The following is a 22,693-nucleotide window of genomic DNA, read 5'->3' on the forward strand; positions in this document are numbered from 1 at the left end:
GCAATATGCTATATTTCATTGTCTGAGCTTTTTCCTGTGGCCGCTTGGCCGTGCGGCCGGAACGGCAGTGAACGCCGGTTGCGCCGGCCACCGAATGGAAATAAACGGCCAGAACCAATAGGGTTCCGTGTTATGACCGCAATGTCGATTCAAACTGCCGGGAGGAGCGCGTATTGGCGCTGAAGAAAAGACCGGTTCCTCGCGAAAAGCCGCTGCCTGACGCAGAAATCCACTCGGAAGGCTTCAGGCAGACGCGTGAAGCGCGCCGCAGCGCGCTGGTCGAGGATTATGTCGAGCTCATCGCCGACCTGATCGAGGATGGCAACGAGGCGCGCCAGGTCGATATCGCGGCACGGCTCGGCGTCGCTCAGCCGACGGTGGCGAAAATGCTGACGCGGCTGTGCGCCGACGGGCTGGTCTCCCGGAAGCCTTATCGCGGCGTGTTCCTGACCGATGCCGGCCGCAAGGTTGCGGAAGAGAGCCGCATTCGCCACCAGACGGTCGAGGCCTTCCTGCGCTCGCTCGGGGTCAGCGCCGAGACGGCGCGCATCGACGCCGAGGGCATCGAGCATCATGTCAGCGCCGAGACGCTCGAAGCCTTTCGCAAGGCAATAATCGCCGCCCGCTGAAAAGCACGGCCAGCGTATCTCTTCGCGCGACTCGTTTCCCACGAGCAGGGTGAACGGCACAGACCTTGCGATGTCTCGGCCAGAGCAGGCAAGCGTCAGCAAGCATTGCTTGTTCGCACGAAAAATACTGTGACTTGGCGTAACCATTGAGATAATTGTTGTCGTGTCCGATCGAACCGGGACACGGCCCGAACGGCCGGAAAATTGCATCACGGGGGTTGCCATGCTCTGGAAGGGCCGTCGTCAGAGTGACAATGTCGAGGACGAGCGCGGCCAGAGCGGCGGGCTTGGCGGCGGGCCGGGGCAGTTTCGCATCCCGATCGGCGGTCGTGCCGGCGGCGGCGGCATGTCGGGCATTATCATCGTAGGGTTGATTTTTCTGGCAGGGTGGTATTTCGGCTTCGACCCGAGTCAGATCCTCGATAACAGCGGCTTGCAGCCCGGCGGCGGCCAGATCACCGACAATAGCGGCGAGCAAGGCGGCGGCACCGGTGCGCCGGCATCCGACGAGATGAAGCAGTTCGTGTCGACCGTGCTGGCCGAGACCGAGGATACCTGGACCGGTATTTTCCAGTCCGAGGGCCTGACCTATCAAGATCCAAAACTGGTCCTGTTCAGCGGCCAGATTCGCTCCGCCTGCGGTTCTGCCTCGTCAGCGGCCGGACCATTCTACTGTCCCAACGATCGCAAGGTCTATCTCGACACCACCTTCTTCCAGCAGCTCGATCAGCAGTTCGGTGCCTCGGGCGATTTCGCACAGGCCTATGTGATCGCGCATGAGGTCGGCCATCACGTGCAGAACCTCGTCGGCATCCTGCCCAAATTCAACCAGATGCGGCAGAGCATGGGCGAAGCGGACGCCAACCACTTGTCGGTGCAGGTCGAGCTCCAGGCCGACTGCTTTGCCGGCATTTGGGCACATTTCACCGGCCAGAAGGGCATTTTGGAGCAGGGCGACATGGCGGAGGCACTGAACGCCGCCAAGCAGATCGGCGACGACACGCTGCAGAAGAAGATGCAGGGCTACGTCGTGCCGGAAAGCTTCAACCACGGAACGTCGCAGCAGCGGCAGACCTGGCTGGCGCGCGGGTTCCAGAACGGCAAGCTTTCGGACTGCGACACGTTCAACAACCCGATCTGAGCCGACGGTTTTCTCGTAATCCGAGAGACTGGACCGCAGTCAGGGGATGTCAGGATGAAAGCACTCTGCCCGTTCCCTCATTGTTCCCAGCGATGTGCTCGCCTATAAGGTGTGTTCCCGTTCGCTCGGGCGGCCCGAGGAGATACCATCATGATAGACCCCAAAACCGCCAGGCGGGGCCTTGCGCTTGTTTTCACCACCCTGCTGCTCGACATCATCGGCTTCGGCATGATTATGCCGGTGCTGCCGGCCTATCTCAGGGAATTGACCGGCGTCGGCATCAGCGAGGCGGCTATCGAGGGCGGCTGGCTGTTCTTCGTCTATGCGGCGATGCAGTTCGTTTTCGCACCAGTGATGGGCGGGTTGAGCGACCGGTTCGGGCGGCGGCCAATTCTGCTCGCCTCGGTGCTGACGTTCGCTATCGACAATCTGATCTGCGCTATCGCCTGGTCCTATCCGATGCTGTTCATCGGCCGCGTGCTGGCCGGCATTTCCGGCGCCAGTTATTCCACGACATCGGCGTTCATTGCCGATATCTCGACCGACGAAAATCGTGCGAAGAATTTCGGGCTGCTCGGCATTGCTTTCGGCGTCGGCTTCGTCATAGGGCCGGTTCTGGGCGGGTTGCTCGGCACGTTCGGGCCGCGTGTGCCGTTCTATTTCGCTGCCGGGCTTGCTTTCGCAAACTTTCTGATCGCGCTGTTTCTGTTGCCGGAAACACTTGATAACAAGCACCGTCGCCGCTTCGAGTGGAAACGCGCGAACCCGGTCGGCACGCTCGTCCAGATGCGCAACTACGAAGGTATCGGCTGGATCGGACTTGTCTTCTTTCTGATGACTCTGGGGCACATGATGTATCCTGCGGTCTGGTCGTTCGTCTCCAGTTATCGCTATGGCTGGAGCGAACAACAGATCGGCTTCTCGCTCGGCGCTTTCGGCCTGTGCGGGGCGATCGTCATGGCGACAGTCCTGCCGCGCGTGATCCCTAAGCTTGGCGAGTGGAAGACGGCGGTAATCGGTCTGGCATTTACCGCACTCAGCGCCTTCGGCTACGCCTTCGCGTCACAAGGCTGGATGATCTATGCAGTGATCGTCGTCGGATGTCTCGAGGCGTTGGCCGACCCGCCGCTCAGAAGCCTGGCGGCCGCCAAGGTGCCACCTTCCGCCCAAGGCGAACTCCAGGGCGCGATGACCTCGATCTTCTCGATCACCTCGATCATCACACCGCTGCTTTATACGGCGATCTTTTCCTGGTTCACGGGGCCGAACGCGCCCGTAGCTTTCGGCGGTGCCCCCTATCTGCTCGGCGCGATTTTCCTCACGCTGGCGCTCGTCGTCTTCGTCACCAGGGTGGCCAAGCCGACGCCGAAGGAAGTCAAACGCATGCACGCGCAGGAAGCGGTGACAGACGTGGCTTGATCGGCGCCGGGAGCCCGGCCGGCGCCGTCAGTCAAATCCGTTTTTACGCAATGCGCTAAACACGCTCGGCCAGTGCCGGCTCGCCGCGCTTTTCGCGGATCAAGTTGACGAAGCGGCGAAACAGATAGTGCGAATCCTGCGGGCCCGGCGAGGCTTCGGGATGATGCTGGACCGAGAAGACCGGTCTGCCGGTGAGCGCAATGCCGCAATTCGAACCGTCGAACAGCGAGACATGGGTTTCCTCGACGCCGCTCGGCAATGAGTCGGCGTCGACGGCAAAGCCATGGTTCATCGAGACGATCTCGACCTTGCCGGTGGTGTGGTCCTTGACAGGATGATTGGCGCCGTGGTGGCCCTGATGCATTTTTGCGGTCTTGCCGCCCAGCGCCAGCGCGAGCATCTGGTGGCCGAGGCAGATGCCGAAAAGCGGGATTTCGGTCTTCAACAGATCCTGGATGACCGGAACGGCGTAGTCGCCGGTGGCTTCCGGATCGCCAGGGCCGTTGGATAGAAAAATGCCGTCGGGCCGCATCGCCAGGATCTCCTCGGCGCCGGTTTTTGCCGGCACCACAGTGACCTTGGCGCCGAGGCCGGCCAGCAGGCGCAATATGTTGCGCTTGACGCCGTAGTCGACGGCAACGACGTGCATCGACGGATCAGCCTGTTCGCCAAAGCCCTCGTTCCAGACCCAGGGCGTCTCGCGCCAGACCGAGGACTGGCCGGAGGTCACCTCCTTGGCGAGATCAAGCCCGATAAGCCCTGACCATGCGGCGGCGCGGCGCTTGAGGTCATCGACGTCGAAGATACCGTCGGGCGCGTGCGCGATGACGGCATTGGGCATGCCCTTTTCGCGGATCAGCGCGGTCAGCGCCCGCGTGTCGATGCCTGAAAGTGCGACGATGCCGCGCTTCTTCAGCCACTGGTCGAGACCGGTTCCGGCGCGGTAATTCGACGGGTTGGTGACATCGGCCTTGAACACGGCGCCGACGGCGCCGGCGCGGGCCAGCGGGTTGAGGTCCTCGATGTCTTCGTCATTGGTGCCGATATTGCCGATATGCGGAAAGGTGAAAGTGACGATCTGGCCGGCATAGGATGGGTCGGTGAGTATCTCCTGGTAGCCGGTCAGCGCGGTGTTGAAGCAGACCTCGGCGACGGCGGAGCCGGTGGCGCCCAGACCGCGGCCCTCTATGACAGTGCCGTCCGCCAGCACCAGCAGGGCTGTCGGTCTCTCGCTGGCCCAAGGGGGGGTCGACGCGGCTGTCATCGTTGCCATGGCGGCACTCCTAAAGGTTGCGCCCTCAGTCGGCGCAACAAAAGGCGCGAAGCGGCGATCTCACAGCCTCGGCGCGCTAAGTTTTCATTTGTGCCTGTCGTTGCCCAAAACCGCTACGCATTTTTGGGCGACGTGCACTAGAATTCAATTCATGCAAGGCCCAGTACATAGGGGAAGGCGCCAAGGCGGTCAATGATGCCGCGCCGTGCGAGCCTGGATTTATTTCGTCGAATAATATCAGCGGTTTGCCGGACGCTATCGAGTTTGCGTTGAGCTATCGGCACGACTATTGTCCGCGGCATTCGAAGGAGAAAGCACCATGCGAGGCAAAATCGCCGAATCCCTGAAGAGTGCGATGAAGGCGCAGGACAAGCGCCGGCTGCCGACATTGCGGCTGATCCAGGCGGCCATTCATGATCGCGACATCGCCAATCGCGGCGCCGGCAAGGAGCCGGCCAGCGACGACGAAATCCTGCAGATCCTGGCCAAGATGGTGAAGCAGCGCGAAGAATCGGCCAAGGCGTTCGATGACGGCAAGCGGCCGGAGCTTGCAGCGCAGGAGCGCGACGAGATGGCCATCATCCGCGACTTCCTGCCGACGCAACTGGGTCAGGCCGAGACGGAAAGCGCCGTCCGTTCCGCCATCGCCGAGACCGGCGCTAGCGGCGTCAAGGATATGGGCAAGGTGATGGCGGCGCTCAAGGAGAAATACGCCGGTCAGATGGATTTTTCCAAGGCGAGCGGCATCGTCAAGAGCCTGCTTCAGTAAGCTGCCGAAGGCCCTTGCCGTCGCGCCCGCAATCCGGCAGCCAAAAAGCTCGCGCCCGTGATCGAACTCGTCAAACCGGCGCTTGAACACCTGCCGTCCTACAAGGCGGCCCTCGAGCGCGGCTGGTCGCCGGACAATGTGCGGCTGCTCGACGCGACGCGCGAGCAGCTTGCGGCTATCGAAAAGGATCCAGCGACTTTCCTTGGCGATCTCGACGATTCCGATGGCAAGGGACCGCCGATCACCTTGCCCGACGGTTCGACGGTGCCGCGGCTGCCCGGATTCCGGCGCTGGATCTGGGACGGGGAAGTCGCAGGCTCAATCGGCCTGCGCTGGCAGTACGGCACCGCGGCGCTGCCGTCGCATGTGCTCGGCCACATCGGCTATGCGGTGGTGCCGTGGAAACGGGGACGCGGCTATGCGACCGAGGCGCTGCGGCTGATGCTGGTGGAGGCGAGGGCGGTTGGCCTGCCCTTCGTCGAAATCACCTGCAAGCCTCACAATGTGCCCTCGCAGAAGGTCGTTCTGGCCAATGGCGGCCGGCTCGTCGGGCGTTTCTTCGAGGACGCCGCCTATGGCGGCGCGGAAAGCCTGCGCTACCGGATCGATCTGTAGCCCTATTCGGCGGCAGCCGGCAGCGGCGGCGCAGCCCGGCTTCGCCATTCCCAGACATGCGAGGCAAGCGCAACCGCGACCGCGACCAGCATGGCGATCGCGCCAACCACCGGCAGGCTGCGATAGCCATAGCCGGCATTGAGCATCGCCGCGCCGAGCGATGCGGCGAGCGCGATGCCGACATTGAAGCCCGACGGGATGAGCGACGAGGCAAGGTTGGAGGCGTCCGCGGTCCAGGTCAGGATGCGGGTCTGGATCGGCGTGCCGATGGCAAAGTTGAGGCCGCCCCAGACGAAGATCGCTATCACCATCGGCAGCGGGTAAGGGCTGACAGCGTAGATCAAGGCGAGCATTGCCGCCTGTAGGAAAAGCATGGCGATGAGCGACGGCATCAGCTTCCAGTCGGCGAGCCGCCCGCCGACGAAGACGCCGATCGTTGCGCCGACCCCATTGAGCAAGAGCACCCAAGGTATCCATTTCTCGTCGAGGCCTGTGACCTCAAGCAGCGTCGGCGTGATGTAGGTGAACAGGCCGAACTGGCCGATCATCAGCATCAGCATAATAATGAGCGAGGTCCAGACCTGCTGGCGTGCGAGCACGCGGACCTCGCTTCCAAGGCTCGCCGACGGGCTCGACGATCCCGTCTTGCGCGGCAGCAGGGCGCCGATTGCCGTGAAGGCCACCACACCGAGCGCGCACATCACCCAGAATGTCGCATGCCATCCCCAGATGTTGCCGATTGCCGTGCCGGCCGGAACGCCGATTACGTTCGATACGGTGAGGCCGGACAGGATCAGCGCCACCGCCATGCCGCGCTGGTCTTCGCGCACGAGGCCGACGGCCACCACCATGGCAACGCCGAAATAGGCGCCATGCGCCACGGCCACCGCTATCCGCAACAGCAGCATCGAGGCGAAGTCGGGCGCCAGCGCGCAGGCGGCCTGGCCGATGGTGAAGGCTGCAGTCAGTCCAAGCAGCAGGGCCTTGCGGGAGAACCTTTTGGTGGCGAGCGCCAGCAGCGGGCCGCCGACTGCAATGCCGCCGGCATAGCCGGAAACGAGATAGCCGGCGGTCGGGATCGCGACGCCAAGGCCCTCCGCCACCTGCGGCAGCACGCCGGCGATGACGAATTCGGTGGTGCCGAAGGCGAAGGCGGCAATGAACAGGGCAATGAGGGGGAGCATGGCGGAATGGCGATCCTCGGATAAGGTCGCCTCAAACCACGGATGAGGGCAGCGGGCAATCCAGAAATTGTCGACGCCGCTTTAGCTTTTCTTGATCGCCGGTCAGGCGCCCGCCGCGGAGGCAAGAGCTAGGCGGCTGCCTTCCTTCCATAAGGAATTTTCAGCCACGCTCGCTCGTGAAGATAGTAGAGCAGCGACTTGGTGACGACCTCGGTCAGGCCGATGGCCGCGGCGAGCTTGATGCTTCCGGTCACGACGAGCGAAATGATCATCGTGTCGATGGTGCCGGTGACGCGCCAGGAAAGCGCTTTGGCGAAGCTGCGAGAATGGGTGTCCATCGACTTTCCTTGCGGTAGATGCGGCGATCTTTAGCCGACAGACAGGAGGTGGCGCAAAGATAATTTTTGCGCATTGGCCCACAGCAATTTTCATAGGCGATGTTCTGAAGCTACCCGGCCTGTGGACGCAATCTATCCAGCCTTCAGCCGCGAACCGGTGAGCAGGCCGCGCTCCTCAAGCACGGGATAGGCCATCGAGGCGAGCAGCGAGTTGATCTGCTTGAGGTCGCGAATGGTGTCTAGATGAATGGAGCTGGTCTCGACGCTCTTGGGGGTGCCGTCGCGCAGCCGCACGAAATGGCTCTGGCTGGTTTCCTTCTCGCGGTCGCGCAGCCGGTCCTTTTCCAGCACCAACTGGCGAGCGGTCTCCGGATCGCGGGATACCAGCACGTTGAAGGCAAGCCTGGCATTGGCAAGCACCAAGCCATGGAAGGCGCAAAGCTCACGCCAGCCTTCCGGCGTGAACTCCAGCCCGCGCTCGAATTTCTTCTTCACGTGGACCAGCATGTTGCGCACGATGATGTCGCCGACCTGCTCCAGCTTGACGCAGGCGCCGATCAGCTCCTGGCAACGCAGCGCCTCGTCCTCGCTCAACGGGTTCTTGGTGACCTTGGCCAGATAGAGCTTGATCGCAGCGTGCTTCCTGTCGACACGGTCGTCGAGTGCGGCCAACGCGCCGATCTTGTCGGCATCGGCGCTCTCATAGAGCTCGATGATCCGTTTCAGCATGATCTCGACCGTTTCGCAGACCCGCACCACCTCGCGGGTGGCGTTGGCCAATGCCTGGCTCGGCACGTCGAGCGCACTTTCGTTGAGCGCCGAAAGCTCGACGACGTCGAGCGCGTTAGCTTCCTGGGGCTTGGTGCCCAACGCCACGATCCTTTCCGAGGCGCGATAGACCAGGCTCGCCAGCGGTAGGCCGGCGATCAGGATCAGGATGTTGAAGACAATGTGGGCATTGACGATCTGCTCGGGCACCGTGCTGCCCAAGAAGGCGACCGGCGGCTTGAACGTCAGGAACAGGATCAGCATGATCAGCGAACCCATGCCGCGCATCAGGAGATTGCCGATCGGCACGATACGAACGCCGGGTTCTGCGTTGCGGGTTAGAAGCGGCGCGATGATCGAAGAGCCGAGATTGACACCGAGCACCAGCACGATGCCGAGTTCGGGCGGGATGAAGCCGCGGCCGGCCAGCGTCACCATCAGCAGCACCGCGGCGATCGAGGAATGGAACAGCCAGGTGACCAACGCCGCCAGAAGATAGGCGGTGACCGGATCGCCGGAGAAGTAATCGACGATGAGCGGCATCAGCGTGCTCTGGCGCAGTGGCTCCGACGCCTGGCCGATCATCTCCAGCGACAGAAGCAGCAGGCCGATGCCGACCAGGATGCGGCCGAACTGGCGCCAGTCGCGCCGCTCGGTGGCCATGAACATGACGGTGCCGGCGACCAGGCAGATCGGCACCAGCAGCGACAGATCGAAGGTGAGCAGCTTGACCACCAGTGCTGAGCCGATCTCGGCGCCGCGCACCGCAAGCTGGCCCGACATGCCGCTGACAATACCGGAGCCGGCGAATGAGCCGACCAGCAAGGTGACGGCGGTCGAGCTTTGCAGCGCGACAGCCAGGCCGCAGCCGGCCAGAACCGCCATGAACGGATTGCGCATTGTGGCGCGCAGTTTGTGGCGCAGCACATCGCCATAGGCGCGCTCGACGCCGGTCTTCACCAAACGGGTGGCAAACAGCATCAATGCGACCGCACCGGCAAGGTGCAGCAAAACGACAGAGCCACTCATGCCCGACCCCGCAACCCAACAGATGCCAGCGACGCGGGCGCCGTGACGTCAAGGGTGCAAAAGTGGGCGCGAATCGTGGACATTGCAGAGGTTGATATTACTCCGATTTATTTTAGCCGAATAATAAATTTTGCCCGGTTCCGACGCCTGTTGGCACGCGACGGAGCGTGTCGGAAATGGATGGCTGACAAAATGGTTGCATAGACTGCGGAGTTGCGGCGGGTCATGCGTCCATTCGCGGATGCCAGCTTTAAAGGTAGCGCTGAATTAGTCGTTCTAAATATAAGAAATCATTACGAAAACGTAATCTCGGTGTTCAGTTTCGGTTCATCCTCCCGGCTCTATCCCGTAGGCATCGACAACCAAGGAGTACCCGCCATGAAACGTATCGTTCTTTCCGCCATTGCCTTCTCGATGCTGGCTGCAACCACCTGGCAGGGCCAGACTGCACCTCTGAACACACCAAACGCGTCGCAGTCGAACTACAGCCAGGTCGACTGGCAAAGGCCCGGCAGGCATGTCGACGTGAACAAGTGCGTCGTAGTGAAGAAAAAGATCGTCGTGAAGCGCAGCCATTGGCGCAACGGCCAGAGATATTCCAGCTGGAAGCGTCACCAGCCGATCCGCGACTATCGCCACTATGGCCTGCGCCGTCCGGGTCCCGGGCAGGAATGGATCCGGGTCGGCAACGACTATCTGCTGGTCAGCGTTCTCTCCGGCCTGATCTTCGGCGCCATCGCCGCGCAGTGAGCCCGGAACGGCTGACCGCGCTGCGTCGGTTTAGATCGAGAAGGCGGCCCGCGGGCCGCCTTCTCTTTTTGGCCTGTGAAAACCGGGTATGATCGCCATTAGGAGTCGTCGGGCTTCGACCGTGTGATTATATGGAGGCCAAACGAGCTGTCCCCCATGCGCTTTCCGCCTGCTTTCCTCGACGAGATCCGCGACCGCGTGCCGATTTCTTCGGTGATCGGCCAGCGCGTCGCGTGGGACAGGAAGAAGACTAACGCGCCGCGCGGCGACTATTGGGCGTGCTGTCCCTTCCATGGCGAGAAGAGCCCGTCCTTCCACTGCGAGGACAAAAAGGGCCGCTACCATTGCTTCGGCTGCTCGGTTTCGGGCGACCATTTCAAGTTCCTGACCGAACTTGACGGGATGAGCTTTCCTGAAGCGGTCGAGAAGATCGCCGACATGGCCGGCGTGCCGATGCCGGTTCGCGATGCCCAGGAGGAGCGGCGCGAAAAGGAACGCGCCAGCCTGACTGACGTCATGGAGATGGCGACGACGTTCTTCCAGGAACGGCTGCAGGGACCGGAAGGGGCAAAGGCCCGCGCCTATCTGCGCGACCGAGGGCTGACACCGGCGACGCAGCAGTCTTTCCGCCTCGGCTATGCCCCCGACAGCCGCAATGCGCTGAAGGAGCATCTTGCCGCCAGGGGTGTCCCCAAGGCCGACATCGAGGCGTGCGGGCTGGTGCGCCATGGCGACGACGTCCCGGTTTCCTACGATTGGTTCCGCGACCGCATCATGTTCCCGATCCCGGATTCCAGGGGCAAGATCATCGCCTTCGGAGGGCGGGCACTGGCGCCGGATGCGCTGGCCAAATATATGAACTCGCCCGATACGGAGCTCTTCCACAAGGGCAACGTGCTCTACAATTTCGCCCGTGCGCGGCAAGCACTGGGAAAGGGGGCGCTGGCCAAGGGCGGCACCGTCATTGCCGTCGAAGGCTACATGGATGTGATCGCGCTGGCGCAGGCCGGCTTCGAAAACGTGGTGGCGCCGCTCGGCACCGCGTTGACTGAAAACCAGCTCGAACTTCTATGGCGCATGGCTGGCGAGCCGGTGCTGTGCTTCGACGGCGACCAGGCCGGGTTGAAGGCAGCGTGGCGCGCCGCCGACATGGCGCTGCCGGCGGTCCAGGCAGGCCGCTCCGTGCGCTTCGCCCTGCTGCCGGAGGGCAAGGATCCCGACGATCTGGTCAAGGGTGACGGGCCGGATGCGTTCCGCGCCGTGCTTTCCGAGGCACGGCCGCTGGCCGACCTCTTGTGGATGCGCGAGACCGCCGGCGGAATCTTCGACACGCCGGAACGGCGGGCGGAGCTCGAAAAGACTCTACGCGAACTGACCAGCCGCATCCGCGACGAGAGCCTTCGCTATCACTACCAACAGGAAATGCGCGAGCGCGTGCAGAGCTTCTTCGGTGCCCAGCGCGGACGCCAGGGACGTCAGGACGGACGGCCAGGTGAGCGCTTCCCGGGCAGGGTCTCAGCACCCGGCGGACAGTTTGCACGTGGCGGCAATGCCGGTGGGCGCACCGCGATCACCGAAAGCCTCGGCCGCTCGGCGCTGGTCAAACGCGGCGGCGAGGGCATGTCGGTGCGCGAGGCGACGATCATTGCGGCCCTCGTCAACCATCCCGTGCTGATCGACGAGAATTTCGCCCATGTCGAGTTCCTCGATCTCGCCAATTCCGATCTGAAGCGGCTGCATGCGGCCATCCTCGACGCCATGGCGCACGATATGGCCAACAACCGCGAGGCTGTAATCGCGACGATCGAGCGGGCCGGCTGCGGTGAGATCTGGCAGCGCGCGGTGGCACTGATCAAACGTGCGCGGCAATGGCCGGCGCTGGAAACGGCAGCACTCGACGATGCTCGCGATGCGTTCAGCCAAGCTCTCCACTTGCAGCGCAGCGCGCGCACCTTACATAAGGAGCTGAAGCAGGCGGAAGCAGCGCTCGCCAGCGATCCCACGGACGAAAATTACCGGCACCTGGTCGAAATCCAGGCGCAATTTCGTGATGTGCAGGCAACGGAAGCGCTGATCGAAGGGTTTGGCGTTTCGTCGGGCAGAGCTGGGCGCGTTTAGATCGAAGCCTCCAGAAGACTGAAATGTAAGGACGTGCTTGCGCGTTGAATCAAGCGTGCGGTGCTCTAAGTCGGGTAATTGATTCGCTTTTTTCATGCGAATCATGCGAGAGGCGCTTGACCTTCCGCCAGAATGGCGGAATCAGGTCGATTCGAAACGTTAACCCGCCCCGGCATCGACGGGAATGCAGCGATGTAAGGTACTGATCACTGGACAGGCAGTCAGCTTGCCACAGATATCAGGGTTAATCTGGACTTAACGAGAGATGCAGTTACTGGCCCGGTAAAGCGCGTTCTGGAAGGAGCGCATCCAATTTGACCGGACCGGCAGCTTACGCGGCTTTGATACTCAGCCGCTTGGAGAAAATAAAGACTATGGCGACAAAAGAAAAGGAAGAAGTCGAGACCGAACGCGAGGCCGCGACCGATGGCCCTCTGCTCGACCTTTCCGACGATGCTGTCAAGAAGATGATCAAGGCCGCCAAGAAGCGCGGTTATGTCACCATGGACGAGCTGAATTCGGTGCTGCCCTCGGAGGAAGTGACCTCCGAGCAGATCGAGGACACGATGGCCATGCTTTCCGACATGGGCATCAACGTGGTCGAGGACGACGAGCAGGGCGAGGAGCCCGAAGCCGCCGACACCGCCGCTGATGCCGAGGAAGACGCCAACGAGCTCGCCGAGCAGACCGGCACCGCCGTCGCCGCCACCACGACCAAGAAAGAGCCGACCGACCGAACCGACGACCCGGTCCGCATGTATCTGCGCGAGATGGGCTCGGTGGAGCTTCTGTCGCGCGAGGGCGAAATCGCGATCGCCAAGCGCATCGAGGCCGGCCGCGAGACGATGATCGCGGGCCTTTGCGAAAGCCCGCTGACTTTTCAGGCCATCATCATCTGGCGTGACGAGCTCAACGAATCGAAGATCCTGCTGCGCGAGATCATCGACCTCGAGGCGACCTATGCCGGGCCGGAGGCCAAGCAGGCGCCGGTTGTCGAGCGTATCGAGGAAGCCAAGACCGAGGAAAAGTCGCGCCGTTCGCGCGAGGACGAGGACGACATCACCAATGTCGGCGGCGACACGCGTGGCCTGGTGGACGACGACGAGGAAGACGATGACGAGGCGAGCCTGTCGCTGGCGGCGATGGAAGCGGAACTGCGCCCGCAGGTGATGGAGACGCTCGACGTCATTGCCGACACCTACAAGAAACTGCGCAAGCTGCAGGACCAGCAGGTCGAGAACCGGCTGGCCGCCGCCGGCACGCTGTCGCCCAGCCAGGACCGCCGGCTGAAGGAATTGAAGGACCAGCTGATCAAGGCGGTGAAGTCGCTGTCCTTGAACACGGCGCGCATCGAGGCGCTGGTCGAGCAGCTCTACGACATCAACAAGCGCCTGGTGCAGAACGAAGGCAAGCTGCTCAGGCTGGCCGAAAGCTATGGCGTGCGCCGCGAGGAATTCCTCAAGGAATATCAGGGCTCGGAGCTCGATCCGAACTGGACCCGCTCGATCGGCAATTTGACTTCGCGCGGCTGGAAGGAATTCACCAAGAACGAGAAGGACGCCATCCGCGACCTGCGCGCGGAGATCCAGAACCTCGCCACCGAGACGGCGATTTCGATCCAGGAATTCCGCAAGATCGTCAACCAGGTGCAGAAGGGCGAGCGCGAAGCCGCGATCGCCAAGAAGGAAATGGTCGAGGCCAATCTGCGCCTCGTCATCTCCATCGCCAAGAAATACACCAATCGCGGCCTGCAGTTCCTCGACCTGATCCAGGAAGGCAATATCGGCCTGATGAAGGCGGTCGACAAATTCGAATACCGCCGCGGCTACAAGTTCTCGACCTACGCGACGTGGTGGATCCGGCAGGCGATCACCCGCTCGATCGCCGACCAGGCGCGCACCATCCGCATTCCGGTGCACATGATCGAAACGATCAACAAGATCGTGCGCACCTCGCGCCAGATGCTGCATGAGATCGGCCGCGAGCCGACGCCAGAAGAACTGGCGGAAAAGCTCGCCATGCCGCTGGAAAAAGTGCGCAAGGTGCTGAAGATCGCCAAGGAGCCGATCTCGCTCGAAACGCCGGTCGGCGACGAGGAGGATTCGCATCTTGGCGACTTCATCGAGGACAAGATGGCGATCCTGCCGATCGACGCAGCGATCCAGGCCAATTTGCGCGAGACGACGACGCGCGTATTGGCCTCGCTGACGCCGCGCGAAGAGCGCGTGCTCAGAATGCGCTTCGGCATCGGCATGAACACCGACCACACGCTTGAAGAGGTCGGCCAGCAATTCTCGGTCACCCGCGAGCGTATCCGCCAGATCGAAGCCAAGGCGCTGCGCAAGCTCAAGCACCCGAGCCGGTCGCGCAAGCTCAGAAGCTTCCTCGACAGCTGAGGCCAACAAGGGTTAGGGATTCAAAGGGCGCCGTCGGCGCCCTTTTTCGTTTGTGCATAGGCGATCGGCTATTCGACGCTATCGCTCTTGCGGCCTGCGGCTTGCGGGAGGATAATTTCGTATCGGATGCATTTCTGGGCGACAAACCCGGATGCCCGCCCCGGCGGTTGACGCCGTGCTCCGTGGCCCCGGAGGGAGGTGTGCCATGACAACTTACATCGTGCTGATCAACTGGACGGAACAAGGCGCCAAAAACGTGCGCGAGTCGCCGAAGCGGCTCGATGCCGCCAAGAAGATGCTGGGAGACATGGGCGGATCATTCAAGGCATTTTATCTCACCATGGGGGATTGCGACATGGTGGCGGTGCTCGAAGCGCCCGACGATGCCGTCCTGGCTCGTTTCTCGTTAATGCTGGCGACGGCTGGCAACGTCAGGACTCGGACGCTCAAGGCTTTCCCGGAGGATGCCTATCGCGAGATCATCACCTCGCTCGGGTGAGCCGCTGCTCCTGAAGCGCGTCGCGCTGAACGGCCTTTGCGACGCGCTTTAAGCTCATGCATGTCGTTATCGTAAAACCGCTGCATACCCTTTGGGCGACCTGGATCAGCGAAACCGGCCATTCCGCCGGTATCGTGTCACGTTGCGGCGCAACGGCATTTCTCGGATAATCCGTGCGTGTCCTCTGGTGCCGTTTCGAAATATGAGCAAGCCTCTGCTGACCGTCTGGTATAATACGCGCTGTCCGGTCTGTGATGCCGGTATCAACCGGCAGAAGCGGCGGCTGATCGAGGCGGTCAAGGCCGGCCGGATCGAATTTCGCGACATCAATGCCGAACCGGCGGCGCTGGCCGGATACGGCATAAGGCTGGAGGACATCCGGCGCCGGCTGTATGCGATCGACGCCGACGGCAAATTGCTGGCCGGCGCCGATGTTGCCATTGCTGTATGGCGGACGACGCCCGGCGAAGGCTGGCTCGCAACGCTGTTCGGCAATCCCGGCGCACGGCCGTTGACGCGCTATGGCTATGATCGCTTTGCCGATCTGCTCTATGCCTGGAACCGGCGCAAAGGCCGCTGGTAACGGGTATTATTCGCTCCGCACCGAAAGGTCCGGAGATTGTTTCCAGGCCTTTCGCGTGCCCTGCTATCGAGCCACGGGCTCGCAAAGCCAGCCAACGATGCGGCGCACCGCCGGCAGCACCAGCAGCAGCGTCGGAAAGGCCACCAGCCAGGACAGGCCCCAAGCCGTCAGCCAAGTGGCCAGCATGTCGGGCTGGAAGCCAAGGCTTTTCAGTGTCGAGATGAACGACACGATGAACGTCATCAGCAACGACAGCACCAGCGGGCCGAGCACGGCGGCATAGCGCGCAGGCAGCTTGCTGCGCGGGGTTTTCATGGTCATTTGGATTTCCCTGAAGCATCCGGTTCGTCGCCTTGCATCCTTTCGCCGGTATTGTCGGCGTAACTGCCCGGAACGACCGGGGTGGATGCGTTGCTTCACGTCAGACGCTTACGGAGCGGCCTTCGGCCCTCATGCACCCTCTAGCTGCCCTCGCTGGCGAAATCAATCCTGCTGGTGCCATTTTCAGATACATCGTAAGATATATCTTGACTCGACCGTGGCGGGCACTTAGGTGAGATATATCGTAAGACATAACTCAAGGAGCAGACAATGCACAAAGACAATCATTTCAGCCATCATCGTTTCGGCGAACGCGCCGAGCGCGTCTTCATGCATATGGCCGGCAAGTTCGGCGGACGTGGCGGCGGCTTTGGCCCGTTCGGGCATGGCATGAGAGGCGGCGGACGCGGCGGGCCGGGCGACATGTTCCGCGCCGGCCGCATGCTGGCCGACGGCGATCTCAAGCTGATCACGCTGTCGCTGCTGGCCGAGGCGCCGCGGCACGGCTACGACATCATCAAGGCGCTGGAGGAGCGCACCAGCGGCTTCTACAGCCCGAGCCCCGGCGTGGTCTACCCGACGCTGACCTTCCTGGAAGAGGCCGGATACGCCGTTTCTGCGGCGGAAGGCAACAAGAAGGTGTTTTCAATCACCGAGGCTGGGCAGGCGCACCTCAACGAAAATCGCGAGATGATCGACCACGTGCTCGAACATCTCGAGCGCTTCGGCCGCAAGATGGCGAAGGCGCGCGACTGGTTCGGCTGGAACGATGACGGCGACGGTGGCCGGCGCGGCCGCGGCCGCTCGGAAAAGCGCGACGAGTTTCGCGCCGTGCGCCACCGGCTGCGCGCCGCGCTCGGCGAGATCGTCGATGCGCCTGAAGCAAAGCAGGCCGAGGCAATCAGCATATTGGAAGCTGCCGCAGAGGCCTTGGAAGCGTTGGCGCGCGACTGATCTCTGGCTGCCAAGCAAGCTGCGGCCCTTGCCCGCTCGGCCAAGGACCGGTACTGAAAATCATCCTGCACCGCGCTATGTGGTGCAGGATGATTGCCGTTGGAGGATCCCCCATGTCTTTTCTGAAGCGTCTTTTCGGCGGAGGCAACGAAGCCGCCGAGCCAAAGACAGCGGCGCCGGCAAAGCAGATCGAGCACAAGGGATTTTTGATCAGCGCCACGCCCTACAAGGCGGAGGGCCAGTACCAGACCTGCGGCGTGGTTTCGAAGGAGATCGACGGCGTGATGAAGGAGCACAAATTCATCCGCGCCGACCGCTTTGCCGGGCTTGATGACGCTGTCGACATCTCGATCAAAAAGGGCATCCAGCTGGTCGACGAGCAAGGCGAGAAGATCTTCGGATAGATCGGCTACTACAGCCTTGGGTCGATTGGCTCGCTTTCCAACGCCAGCACGGCGAAGACACACTCGTGAACCCGGCGTAGCGGCTGCTTGGCGACAAATCGCGTTAGCGCTTCGTGGCCAAGCGCGAACTCTCTGAGCGCCAGGCTGCGCTTGCCGGCCAGGCCGCGTTCTCGGAGGCGGACGAGATTGTCGGGCGCGTCATATTCGGGACCATAGGTGATGCGCAAATATTCCGGGCCGCGGACCTTCAGCGCCGGCTGGATGAGCCCCTTCTTGCCACGGCTGACGAAGTCGCGTGGTTTGACCACCATGCCTTCGCCGCCTACGCCAGTCAGCGCTTCCCACCAGGCGACGGCCTCGGCACACGCGCTGCCGTCGGCCAGATCAACCATACGGCATCGAGTCGGCGTGACCACGCCGCCACGGGCGGCCAGACGGTCCGCGAGCGACATGTGCCAGACATGGTCCTGGTCAAACCAAACACGTCCCTCGCTGGCCAGCAGGTGGAAAGGCGCGGCCTTAAGGTCCTCGACGCCCGAAACCGGCCATACGTAGGGCGCCCAGGCGGTGGCGTATTTGGCTGCGCGGACGGCCCGGTCTTCAAGGCGTGCGTTCAGGCCGGCTGCATCGACGCCTCGCGCCATCGCACGGGCCAGCGCCTCGCTGCTGGCCTTGAGACCGGCGGCAGAGGATGTGGCCACAGGCGCATACTGGCTTTCGATCAGACTGCCGGCTTTGGCCGACCAAGGCATTATCTCGGCGTCCAGCAGCAGCCAGTCGCTGTTCAATTCTTTCCACAGATCCGCCGTGTCGACCTCGGCGCGGAGACGGGCGAGCAGGCCCTCCGTCATGGCACTGTCGTTGAAAAAGGAGCGTCCGGTGCGGGTCCAGATTGCGCCGGTTTCGTCGCCAGGGACCCCGAAGCGGCTGCGTGCCGCCTGCGCGTTCCGGCAGAGCGCGATCACTGCCCGCGAACCCATGTGCTTCTCCTCGCACACGATCTGCGCAACGCCGCGCTCGCGGAAGTAAGCGAAGGCATCCTCCGGACGTTCCAGCCAGCCGTCCTGGCTGCTGGTCTCGGACGGCGACATGGTCGGCGGCAGATAGATCAGCCATTGCGGCGAGAGCGCGAAGCGGCTCATCACCTCCAGTGCTGCCGACGCGTTCTCCTCGGCCACGACAATCCGGCCCCTCAGTCCGGTCTCGATCCAACGGCGACCGGAGACATCCTGATAATCGAGCACGCCGTCGGCGTCGGCCTGTGCCGATTTACCGGGACCGGACCCGCCCAGCGGACGTATCGGCTCCGACCAGGTCTGGATTGCCGGCACCTCGACCAGTTCGCGTTCCGGCCAGCGCAAGGCCGTCAGCTTGCCGCCGAATACGCATCCGGTGTCGATGCACAGGGTGTTGTTGACCCATTCGGCCGATAGCGTGGGCGTATGTCCATAGATAATGGCCGTCTTGCCACGATAGGCCGCAGCCCAGTCGGCACGGACGGGCAGCCCGAACTCGTCGGTCTCGCCTGTGGTCTCGCCGTACAGAGCGAACTGAGATAATCTCGGTCGTCAGGAAATGCTTGGCGGCGAAAGTCGACTTGCCCGATCCGGTCGAGCCGATCAGCACGACGAGGGCGAAGTCAGGAATGGTGAGGTTGGTCTTATCGGGTTCTCTCATCGGGTGAACACCGCCATCTGTGTGGGGGCGCCGAGGGTCGGGTCCTCGGCTCCGATACCGCTGAAGTTGGCTGCATAGCCATAGATCTCGCCGATTTTGGCCGCCCAGGCTTGGAACTGAGCCCGGCTCCATTCGAAACGGTGATCGGGATGGCGAAATGCGCCAGGGACCAGTCTTGGAAACAGAGCGTTGTAGTCCGCATTCGGAGTGGTCACGATGACGGATTTGGGCGCCGTCTCACCGAAAACGATGCGTTCGACCAGGGGCAGCCTGTCCTCGTCGAGATGCTCGATGACCTCGACCAGAACGGCGACGTCGGCTGCGGCCCAACGGCTGTCCCGGTAGGTCAGCGATCCATGCAGCAGCGTGACCCGGCCCTCGGGCGGCCCGCCTAATTCGTTCAGCTTGAGACGCTTTGCGGCCCATTCCAGTTCGCGCGCCGCCGGATCCAGACCGAACAGCTTATGGATCCATCGCTCGCGCACCAGCCTGTCGAGCAGCTTGCCTTCACCGCATCCCAGGTCCGCAACCGTGGTTCCTCCCGTCGCCCGAATGGCGTGGACAACTGCGTCCATGCGCAGATCGTTGAGCCGGATAGGCGTCTCAAGCGCTTCCTCGGGCGTGACGCGCAACTCGGCAGGTTGTGCCTCGCCAGCCGTCTCGGGAGCCAGCCGCTCCAGGGCGATGCGGGTCAAGGCCCTGCGATAGCCAAGATAGCGGCGCACGATCAGGTCTTTGGCCGGATGGTTTTCCAGCCAGCCTTCGCCTTTGGACAGCAGCTTGTCGATCTCTGCTTCGCCGACCCAGTAATGCTTGGCATCGTCCATCACCGGGATCAGCACATAGAGGTGGTTCAACAAGGCGCTGAGTCGGCCCGTGCCAGTCAGCTTCAGATGGCCATATCGGGGCTCGCCTGCAGCACCCCCGTTTCCTTCGATTGGCGTCAGATCGACTGTCCAGCCCATGGGTTCGAACAAACTTCGAACCAGAACCTCACCGCCGCGCATTGGCAGTGGAGTAACCACGGCTTCCAGCGGCAGTTCGCTGTCGGCCAGTTCCTGGCGCTCCTTCAATATACCGGTCATCGCCGTCCGCAGCATTTTGTTCAGCGCCACCGACAGGAAGGATGATGCTGCGTAAGGCCGGTCGTTCACATATTGGTCGAGCAGGCCTTCTGCCTGGCCCTTGCCCCGCACCAGTCCCACAGGATCGACATCGAGCAGGAGTGCAGCCTCGCAACGGTCTTCGGTTGCCTCGGGATAGAACAGCCACGCCTTGCCGAAAGACAGGTCGGTCTCGTGCAGGCGATCCGGATGCTTGTGCAGCAAGAAACCGAGATCGGTGGCCGGACGGTGCGTTGTGGCAACGGAAAGGAACATCCGCGACCGATAGCGCAGACAAGCGGAATAACCAATGGCGGTTGTGTGGCCCACCACAATAGGTTGTCGCCAACTACAACAAGGGCAGGCGCCGGCGCCTGCCCTGTACAATTCAGACGATGCTGACGCTTTATGCCGCGGTGGCCACGCGCTCGGCATTTCCGGTCGCGGCCACAATGGCGTCGACCCTGGTCGAGGCCTTGGCCAGCGCTGCTGCCACCGCATCGGCGCCCATGCCGACCCCTTCGATGCGGATGACCTCGACATCGGTCATGCCGAGGAAGCCAAGCACGCTGCGCAGGTAGGGAATGGCGTGATCGAACTGCACGGCCGCACCTTCGGAATAGATGCCGCCCGAAGCCAGTACGATGTAGACCTTCTTGCCGGTGACGAGCCCCTTGGGGCCGTTCTCGCCATAGGCAAAGCTCTTGCCGGAACGGGCAATGTGATCGACCCAGGACTTCAGCGTCGAGGAGATGTTGAAGTTGATGAAGCCGGTGGCGAGAATCACCTTATCGGCCGCGAACAGTTCATCCAGCACGACATCGGAGACGCCAACGACTTCAGCCTGGCGTGAGGTGCGCGCTTCGGCCAGCGTGTAGATGCCGGTCGCATAATCGGCATCGATGTGCGGCAACGGATTGGCGACGAGGTCGCGCACGACAAGCGTGTTCGACGGATCGGCGGCAACAAGCTTTTCAGCGAATTCAGTAGCAATTCGGGTCGAGTGCGAGGCAGCGCCGCGCGGGCTCGATGTGACAAGAAGGATGGACATAATTGGGTCTCCAGGGTTGGATTAAAATCTCTTGGCAAATATGTGTGCGCAGACCCATTTGAAAAACTGGTATATTTTGCATATTATCCATCTAAAATGTGGATTGAACGATGCAACCGAACCCGACGCTTGACCAACTGCAGATCCTGGTTGCTGTGGCCGAGACCGGCAGCTTCTCGGCCGCCGGGCGCAAATTGAATCGCGCGCAATCGGTGATCAGCTACGCCATCGCCAACCTCGAAGCGCAGCTCGGGCTGAAGCTGTTCGAGCGCGAGGGCACGCGTGAACCGCAACTGACCGATGTCGGCAAGGCGACGCTGGAAGATGCGCGGCGCATGGTCGGCGTGCTGCAACGCATCCGCTCGCGTGTCGACGGATACCGGCAGGGATTGGAGGCGGAAGTTACGCTGTCGGTCGACGTGACGCTACCGTCGCCGGTGCTGGTTCGGGTGCTAAAGGCATTCGAGGCGCAGTTCCCGGCCGTGACGCTGCGTCTCCATATCGGCTCGCTTGGCCTTATCCTCGATCATGTTGTCGGCGGACAGGCCGATCTCGGCATCGGGGGGCTTCTGGGTGAGACGGACGTGAATCTGCTTCGCATCGGCTTCTTCTCCCTGGTGCCAGCCGCAGCGCCTGATCACCCTCTGGCGCTGCTGCCGAGGCCAGTGGCGCTAGAGGATGTCCGCGAACACGTCCAACTGGTCGTCTCGGACCAGTCCGAGCGTACGCGCGGGCGTGACTATGGCGTCTTCGCCTACCGCACCTGGCGGCTGACGGATGTGCGCACCAAGCACGTGCTGATGCGCGAGGGGCTGGGCTGGGGCGGGCTGCCGCGATGGCTGATTGCCGATGATCTGGCGACCGGCCGGCTCGTCGAACTCGATCTCGAGCCTTACAGCGAAGTCCGCTCGCCGCTCTATGCCATGCACCGCGCCGATCGCAGCCCAAAACCGGCGGCCGCCTGGCTGATCGACCAGTTCAAGCGCCAGCTAGGCTGTTTCAACGAGTTCGAACCGGGTGAGGTGCCTGAGGAGGAGCCGGAGACAGGCCGTCGATCAGCGCTATGAGAACGGCGCGATAGTCCTCGATCGATGCTCCAGTTTCGATGGCGAGCGCTGCGCGGTCGAAGGCGGCAGCGAGCAAAGCGGTCAGTGCTTCCACAGGCAGTCTCGTCGTGGAGTGCGAGCGCATCGCGGCAACAAGGCCTTCGCGCAGCGAACGGTTGCCATGGCGATTGTCGATCGCATCCATGGCGGCGCGGCCGAGCACGGCCGGGCCATCAAGCAGCAAGAGCCGCGTACGGCCGGGGGCACGCATGGCAGCCAGATAGGCATCCGAGCCGGCAATCAGCGCATCGCGGGCAAATAGCGAAGGCGGCGACGCGCGTTCGATCTCTTCCGAGACGGCTTGCGCCTCCTGTTCGACCACAGCGGCAAACAACGCCTGCTTGTCGGCAAAGTGATGATAGAGCGCGCCGCGCGTGACGCTGGCAGCGGCGACGATCTCGGGTGTGCCGGTCTCGGCATAGGACTTTTCGGTGAACAGTTTGCGAGCCGCGGCGATGAGCTCGGCGCGTGTCGCCGCGGTGCGATCACGGTTGGAGCGACGAGCGGATCCTTGTTGCATACATGCAGCCTGTATGTTATTGCCATTTACATGCAGACTGTATGTT

At 62.5% G+C, this 22,693-nt stretch carries 22 protein-coding genes; 13 read left to right on the forward strand and 9 right to left on the reverse strand.

What is annotated here, in order from left to right:
* The first annotated feature begins 173 nt into the window (after window positions 1-173).
* From mntR to NKI16_RS30610, 3 genes are all read left to right on the forward strand, one after another.
* A complete protein-coding gene (gene mntR, locus NKI16_RS30600; RefSeq protein WP_023678308.1) occupies window positions 174-629 on the forward strand; it encodes a manganese-binding transcriptional regulator MntR in 456 nt (151 codons plus the stop codon).
* Between the two features lie 223 nt (window positions 630-852).
* Window positions 853-1,770, forward strand: coding sequence for a KPN_02809 family neutral zinc metallopeptidase (gene ypfJ / locus NKI16_RS30605; protein WP_023678307.1), 918 nt, complete (start codon window positions 853-855; stop codon window positions 1,768-1,770).
* Between the two features lie 150 nt (window positions 1,771-1,920).
* The gene (locus NKI16_RS30610) at window positions 1,921-3,189 is read left to right on the forward strand and encodes a TCR/Tet family MFS transporter (protein WP_352924312.1); all 1,269 of its coding nucleotides are present in this window, start codon (window positions 1,921-1,923) and stop codon (window positions 3,187-3,189) included.
* Between the two features lie 55 nt (window positions 3,190-3,244).
* Here the strand turns inward: NKI16_RS30610 and carA are convergent, their stop codons facing one another.
* Window positions 3,245-4,462, reverse strand: a complete 1,218-nt coding sequence (gene carA / locus NKI16_RS30615) for a glutamine-hydrolyzing carbamoyl-phosphate synthase small subunit (protein ID WP_084641355.1) — start codon at window positions 4,460-4,462, stop codon at window positions 3,245-3,247.
* Between the two features lie 319 nt (window positions 4,463-4,781).
* On the opposite strand from carA, the gene NKI16_RS30620 reads away from it, so the two are divergent.
* Both NKI16_RS30620 and NKI16_RS30625 read left to right on the forward strand, forming a co-directional pair.
* A complete protein-coding gene (locus tag NKI16_RS30620) occupies window positions 4,782-5,231 on the forward strand; it encodes a GatB/YqeY domain-containing protein (RefSeq protein WP_023678304.1) in 450 nt (149 codons plus the stop codon).
* Window positions 5,232-5,288: 57 nt separating this feature from the next.
* Window positions 5,289-5,846 (forward strand): GNAT family N-acetyltransferase, encoded by a 558-nt coding sequence (locus NKI16_RS30625; RefSeq protein ID WP_023678303.1) that lies wholly within the window; start codon window positions 5,289-5,291, stop codon window positions 5,844-5,846.
* 2 nt (window positions 5,847-5,848) lie between these two features.
* On the opposite strand, the gene NKI16_RS30630 is transcribed toward NKI16_RS30625, so the two are convergent.
* The 3 genes from NKI16_RS30630 to NKI16_RS30640 all read right to left on the reverse strand — a co-directional run bounded on the left by NKI16_RS30630 (window position 5,849) and on the right by NKI16_RS30640 (window position 9,165).
* Window positions 5,849-7,030, reverse strand: coding sequence for an MFS transporter (locus NKI16_RS30630; RefSeq protein ID WP_023678302.1), 1,182 nt, complete (start codon window positions 7,028-7,030; stop codon window positions 5,849-5,851).
* 128 nt (window positions 7,031-7,158) lie between these two features.
* Window positions 7,159-7,368 (reverse strand): DUF2061 domain-containing protein, encoded by a 210-nt coding sequence (locus NKI16_RS30635; RefSeq protein ID WP_023678301.1) that lies wholly within the window; start codon window positions 7,366-7,368, stop codon window positions 7,159-7,161.
* A gap of 132 nt (window positions 7,369-7,500) precedes the next feature.
* Window positions 7,501-9,165: a Na/Pi cotransporter family protein gene (locus NKI16_RS30640; RefSeq protein WP_023678300.1), complete on the reverse strand. Its 1,665-nt coding sequence runs from the start codon at window positions 9,163-9,165 to the stop codon at window positions 7,501-7,503.
* 378 nt (window positions 9,166-9,543) lie between these two features.
* On the opposite strand from NKI16_RS30640, the gene NKI16_RS30645 reads away from it, so the two are divergent.
* From NKI16_RS30645 to NKI16_RS30665, 5 genes are all read left to right on the forward strand, one after another.
* On the forward strand, window positions 9,544-9,915 hold the full coding sequence (locus NKI16_RS30645) for an RcnB family protein (RefSeq protein ID WP_352623558.1): 372 nt from the start codon (window positions 9,544-9,546) through the stop codon (window positions 9,913-9,915).
* 156 nt (window positions 9,916-10,071) lie between these two features.
* A complete protein-coding gene (dnaG, locus tag NKI16_RS30650; protein WP_352623560.1) occupies window positions 10,072-12,033 on the forward strand; it encodes a DNA primase in 1,962 nt (653 codons plus the stop codon).
* 374 nt (window positions 12,034-12,407) lie between these two features.
* Window positions 12,408-14,429: an RNA polymerase sigma factor RpoD gene (gene rpoD, locus NKI16_RS30655; RefSeq protein WP_023678297.1), complete on the forward strand. Its 2,022-nt coding sequence runs from the start codon at window positions 12,408-12,410 to the stop codon at window positions 14,427-14,429.
* A gap of 205 nt (window positions 14,430-14,634) precedes the next feature.
* Entirely contained in the window at window positions 14,635-14,928 is a 294-nt protein-coding gene (locus tag NKI16_RS30660) for a GYD domain-containing protein (RefSeq protein ID WP_023678296.1), read from the forward strand.
* 202 nt (window positions 14,929-15,130) lie between these two features.
* Window positions 15,131-15,511 carry a thiol-disulfide oxidoreductase DCC family protein gene (locus tag NKI16_RS30665; RefSeq protein WP_031212109.1) on the forward strand — a complete coding sequence of 127 codons (381 nt, stop codon included), beginning with the start codon at window positions 15,131-15,133 and terminating at the stop codon, window positions 15,509-15,511.
* A gap of 63 nt (window positions 15,512-15,574) precedes the next feature.
* Here the strand turns inward: NKI16_RS30665 and NKI16_RS30670 are convergent, their stop codons facing one another.
* Window positions 15,575-15,832: a DUF2798 domain-containing protein gene (locus NKI16_RS30670; protein ID WP_031212108.1), complete on the reverse strand. Its 258-nt coding sequence runs from the start codon at window positions 15,830-15,832 to the stop codon at window positions 15,575-15,577.
* Window positions 15,833-16,102: 270 nt separating this feature from the next.
* Here NKI16_RS30670 and NKI16_RS30675 point away from each other — a divergent pair, with 270 nt between their 5' ends.
* Both NKI16_RS30675 and NKI16_RS30680 read left to right on the forward strand, forming a co-directional pair.
* Window positions 16,103-16,786: a PadR family transcriptional regulator gene (locus NKI16_RS30675; protein ID WP_023678292.1), complete on the forward strand. Its 684-nt coding sequence runs from the start codon at window positions 16,103-16,105 to the stop codon at window positions 16,784-16,786.
* Window positions 16,787-16,899: 113 nt separating this feature from the next.
* Window positions 16,900-17,190 carry an HlyU family transcriptional regulator gene (locus NKI16_RS30680; RefSeq protein ID WP_023678291.1) on the forward strand — a complete coding sequence of 97 codons (291 nt, stop codon included), beginning with the start codon at window positions 16,900-16,902 and terminating at the stop codon, window positions 17,188-17,190.
* 8 nt (window positions 17,191-17,198) lie between these two features.
* Here NKI16_RS30680 and NKI16_RS30685 read toward each other — a convergent pair whose 3' ends face one another.
* From NKI16_RS30685 to NKI16_RS30695, 3 genes are all read right to left on the reverse strand, one after another.
* Window positions 17,199-18,734, reverse strand: coding sequence for a polynucleotide kinase-phosphatase (locus tag NKI16_RS30685; RefSeq protein WP_502897640.1), 1,536 nt, complete (start codon window positions 18,732-18,734; stop codon window positions 17,199-17,201).
* Between the two features lie 129 nt (window positions 18,735-18,863).
* Entirely contained in the window at window positions 18,864-20,246 is a 1,383-nt protein-coding gene (locus NKI16_RS30690; RefSeq protein WP_352623564.1) for a 3' terminal RNA ribose 2'-O-methyltransferase Hen1, read from the reverse strand.
* A gap of 130 nt (window positions 20,247-20,376) precedes the next feature.
* Entirely contained in the window at window positions 20,377-21,021 is a 645-nt protein-coding gene (locus NKI16_RS30695; RefSeq protein ID WP_352924314.1) for an FMN-dependent NADH-azoreductase, read from the reverse strand.
* A gap of 110 nt (window positions 21,022-21,131) precedes the next feature.
* Here NKI16_RS30695 and NKI16_RS30700 point away from each other — a divergent pair, with 110 nt between their 5' ends.
* A complete protein-coding gene (locus tag NKI16_RS30700) occupies window positions 21,132-22,088 on the forward strand; it encodes a LysR family transcriptional regulator (protein WP_352623568.1) in 957 nt (318 codons plus the stop codon).
* On the opposite strand, the gene NKI16_RS30705 is transcribed toward NKI16_RS30700, so the two are convergent.
* A complete protein-coding gene (locus NKI16_RS30705) occupies window positions 22,021-22,647 on the reverse strand; it encodes a TetR/AcrR family transcriptional regulator (RefSeq protein WP_352623569.1) in 627 nt (208 codons plus the stop codon). The genes NKI16_RS30700 and NKI16_RS30705 overlap by 68 nt on opposite strands.
* Window positions 22,648-22,693 lie beyond the last annotated feature (46 nt).

Source organism: Mesorhizobium sp. M0698, assembly GCF_040320455.1.
Classification (GTDB): Bacteria; Pseudomonadota; Alphaproteobacteria; order Rhizobiales; family Rhizobiaceae; genus Mesorhizobium.

Excerpts from the sequence above, each read along its gene's own strand:
- carA (WP_084641355.1), bottom strand. The coding sequence starts at position 4,462 with ATGGCAACGATGACAGCCGCGTCGACCCCCCCTTGGGCCAGCGAGAGA.
- NKI16_RS30670 (WP_031212108.1), bottom strand. The coding sequence starts at position 15,832 with ATGACCATGAAAACCCCGCGCAGCAAGCTGCCTGCGCGCTATGCCGCC.
- NKI16_RS30630 (WP_023678302.1), bottom strand. The coding sequence starts at position 7,030 with ATGCTCCCCCTCATTGCCCTGTTCATTGCCGCCTTCGCCTTCGGCACC.
- NKI16_RS30680 (WP_023678291.1), top strand. The coding sequence starts at position 16,900 with ATGTCTTTTCTGAAGCGTCTTTTCGGCGGAGGCAACGAAGCCGCCGAG.
- NKI16_RS30665 (WP_031212109.1), top strand. The coding sequence starts at position 15,131 with ATGAGCAAGCCTCTGCTGACCGTCTGGTATAATACGCGCTGTCCGGTC.
- dnaG (WP_352623560.1), top strand. The coding sequence starts at position 10,072 with ATGCGCTTTCCGCCTGCTTTCCTCGACGAGATCCGCGACCGCGTGCCG.
- NKI16_RS30610 (WP_352924312.1), top strand. The coding sequence starts at position 1,921 with ATGATAGACCCCAAAACCGCCAGGCGGGGCCTTGCGCTTGTTTTCACC.
- NKI16_RS30690 (WP_352623564.1), bottom strand. The coding sequence starts at position 20,246 with ATGTTCCTTTCCGTTGCCACAACGCACCGTCCGGCCACCGATCTCGGT.
- NKI16_RS30635 (WP_023678301.1), bottom strand. The coding sequence starts at position 7,368 with ATGGACACCCATTCTCGCAGCTTCGCCAAAGCGCTTTCCTGGCGCGTC.
- NKI16_RS30660 (WP_023678296.1), top strand. The coding sequence starts at position 14,635 with ATGACAACTTACATCGTGCTGATCAACTGGACGGAACAAGGCGCCAAA.
- NKI16_RS30620 (WP_023678304.1), top strand. The coding sequence starts at position 4,782 with ATGCGAGGCAAAATCGCCGAATCCCTGAAGAGTGCGATGAAGGCGCAG.
- NKI16_RS30695 (WP_352924314.1), bottom strand. The coding sequence starts at position 21,021 with ATGTCCATCCTTCTTGTCACATCGAGCCCGCGCGGCGCTGCCTCGCAC.
- NKI16_RS30640 (WP_023678300.1), bottom strand. The coding sequence starts at position 9,165 with ATGAGTGGCTCTGTCGTTTTGCTGCACCTTGCCGGTGCGGTCGCATTG.
- NKI16_RS30700 (WP_352623568.1), top strand. The coding sequence starts at position 21,132 with ATGCAACCGAACCCGACGCTTGACCAACTGCAGATCCTGGTTGCTGTG.
- rpoD (WP_023678297.1), top strand. The coding sequence starts at position 12,408 with ATGGCGACAAAAGAAAAGGAAGAAGTCGAGACCGAACGCGAGGCCGCG.
- NKI16_RS30675 (WP_023678292.1), top strand. The coding sequence starts at position 16,103 with ATGCACAAAGACAATCATTTCAGCCATCATCGTTTCGGCGAACGCGCC.
- ypfJ (WP_023678307.1), top strand. The coding sequence starts at position 853 with ATGCTCTGGAAGGGCCGTCGTCAGAGTGACAATGTCGAGGACGAGCGC.
- NKI16_RS30645 (WP_352623558.1), top strand. The coding sequence starts at position 9,544 with ATGAAACGTATCGTTCTTTCCGCCATTGCCTTCTCGATGCTGGCTGCA.
- NKI16_RS30705 (WP_352623569.1), bottom strand. The coding sequence starts at position 22,647 with ATGCAACAAGGATCCGCTCGTCGCTCCAACCGTGATCGCACCGCGGCG.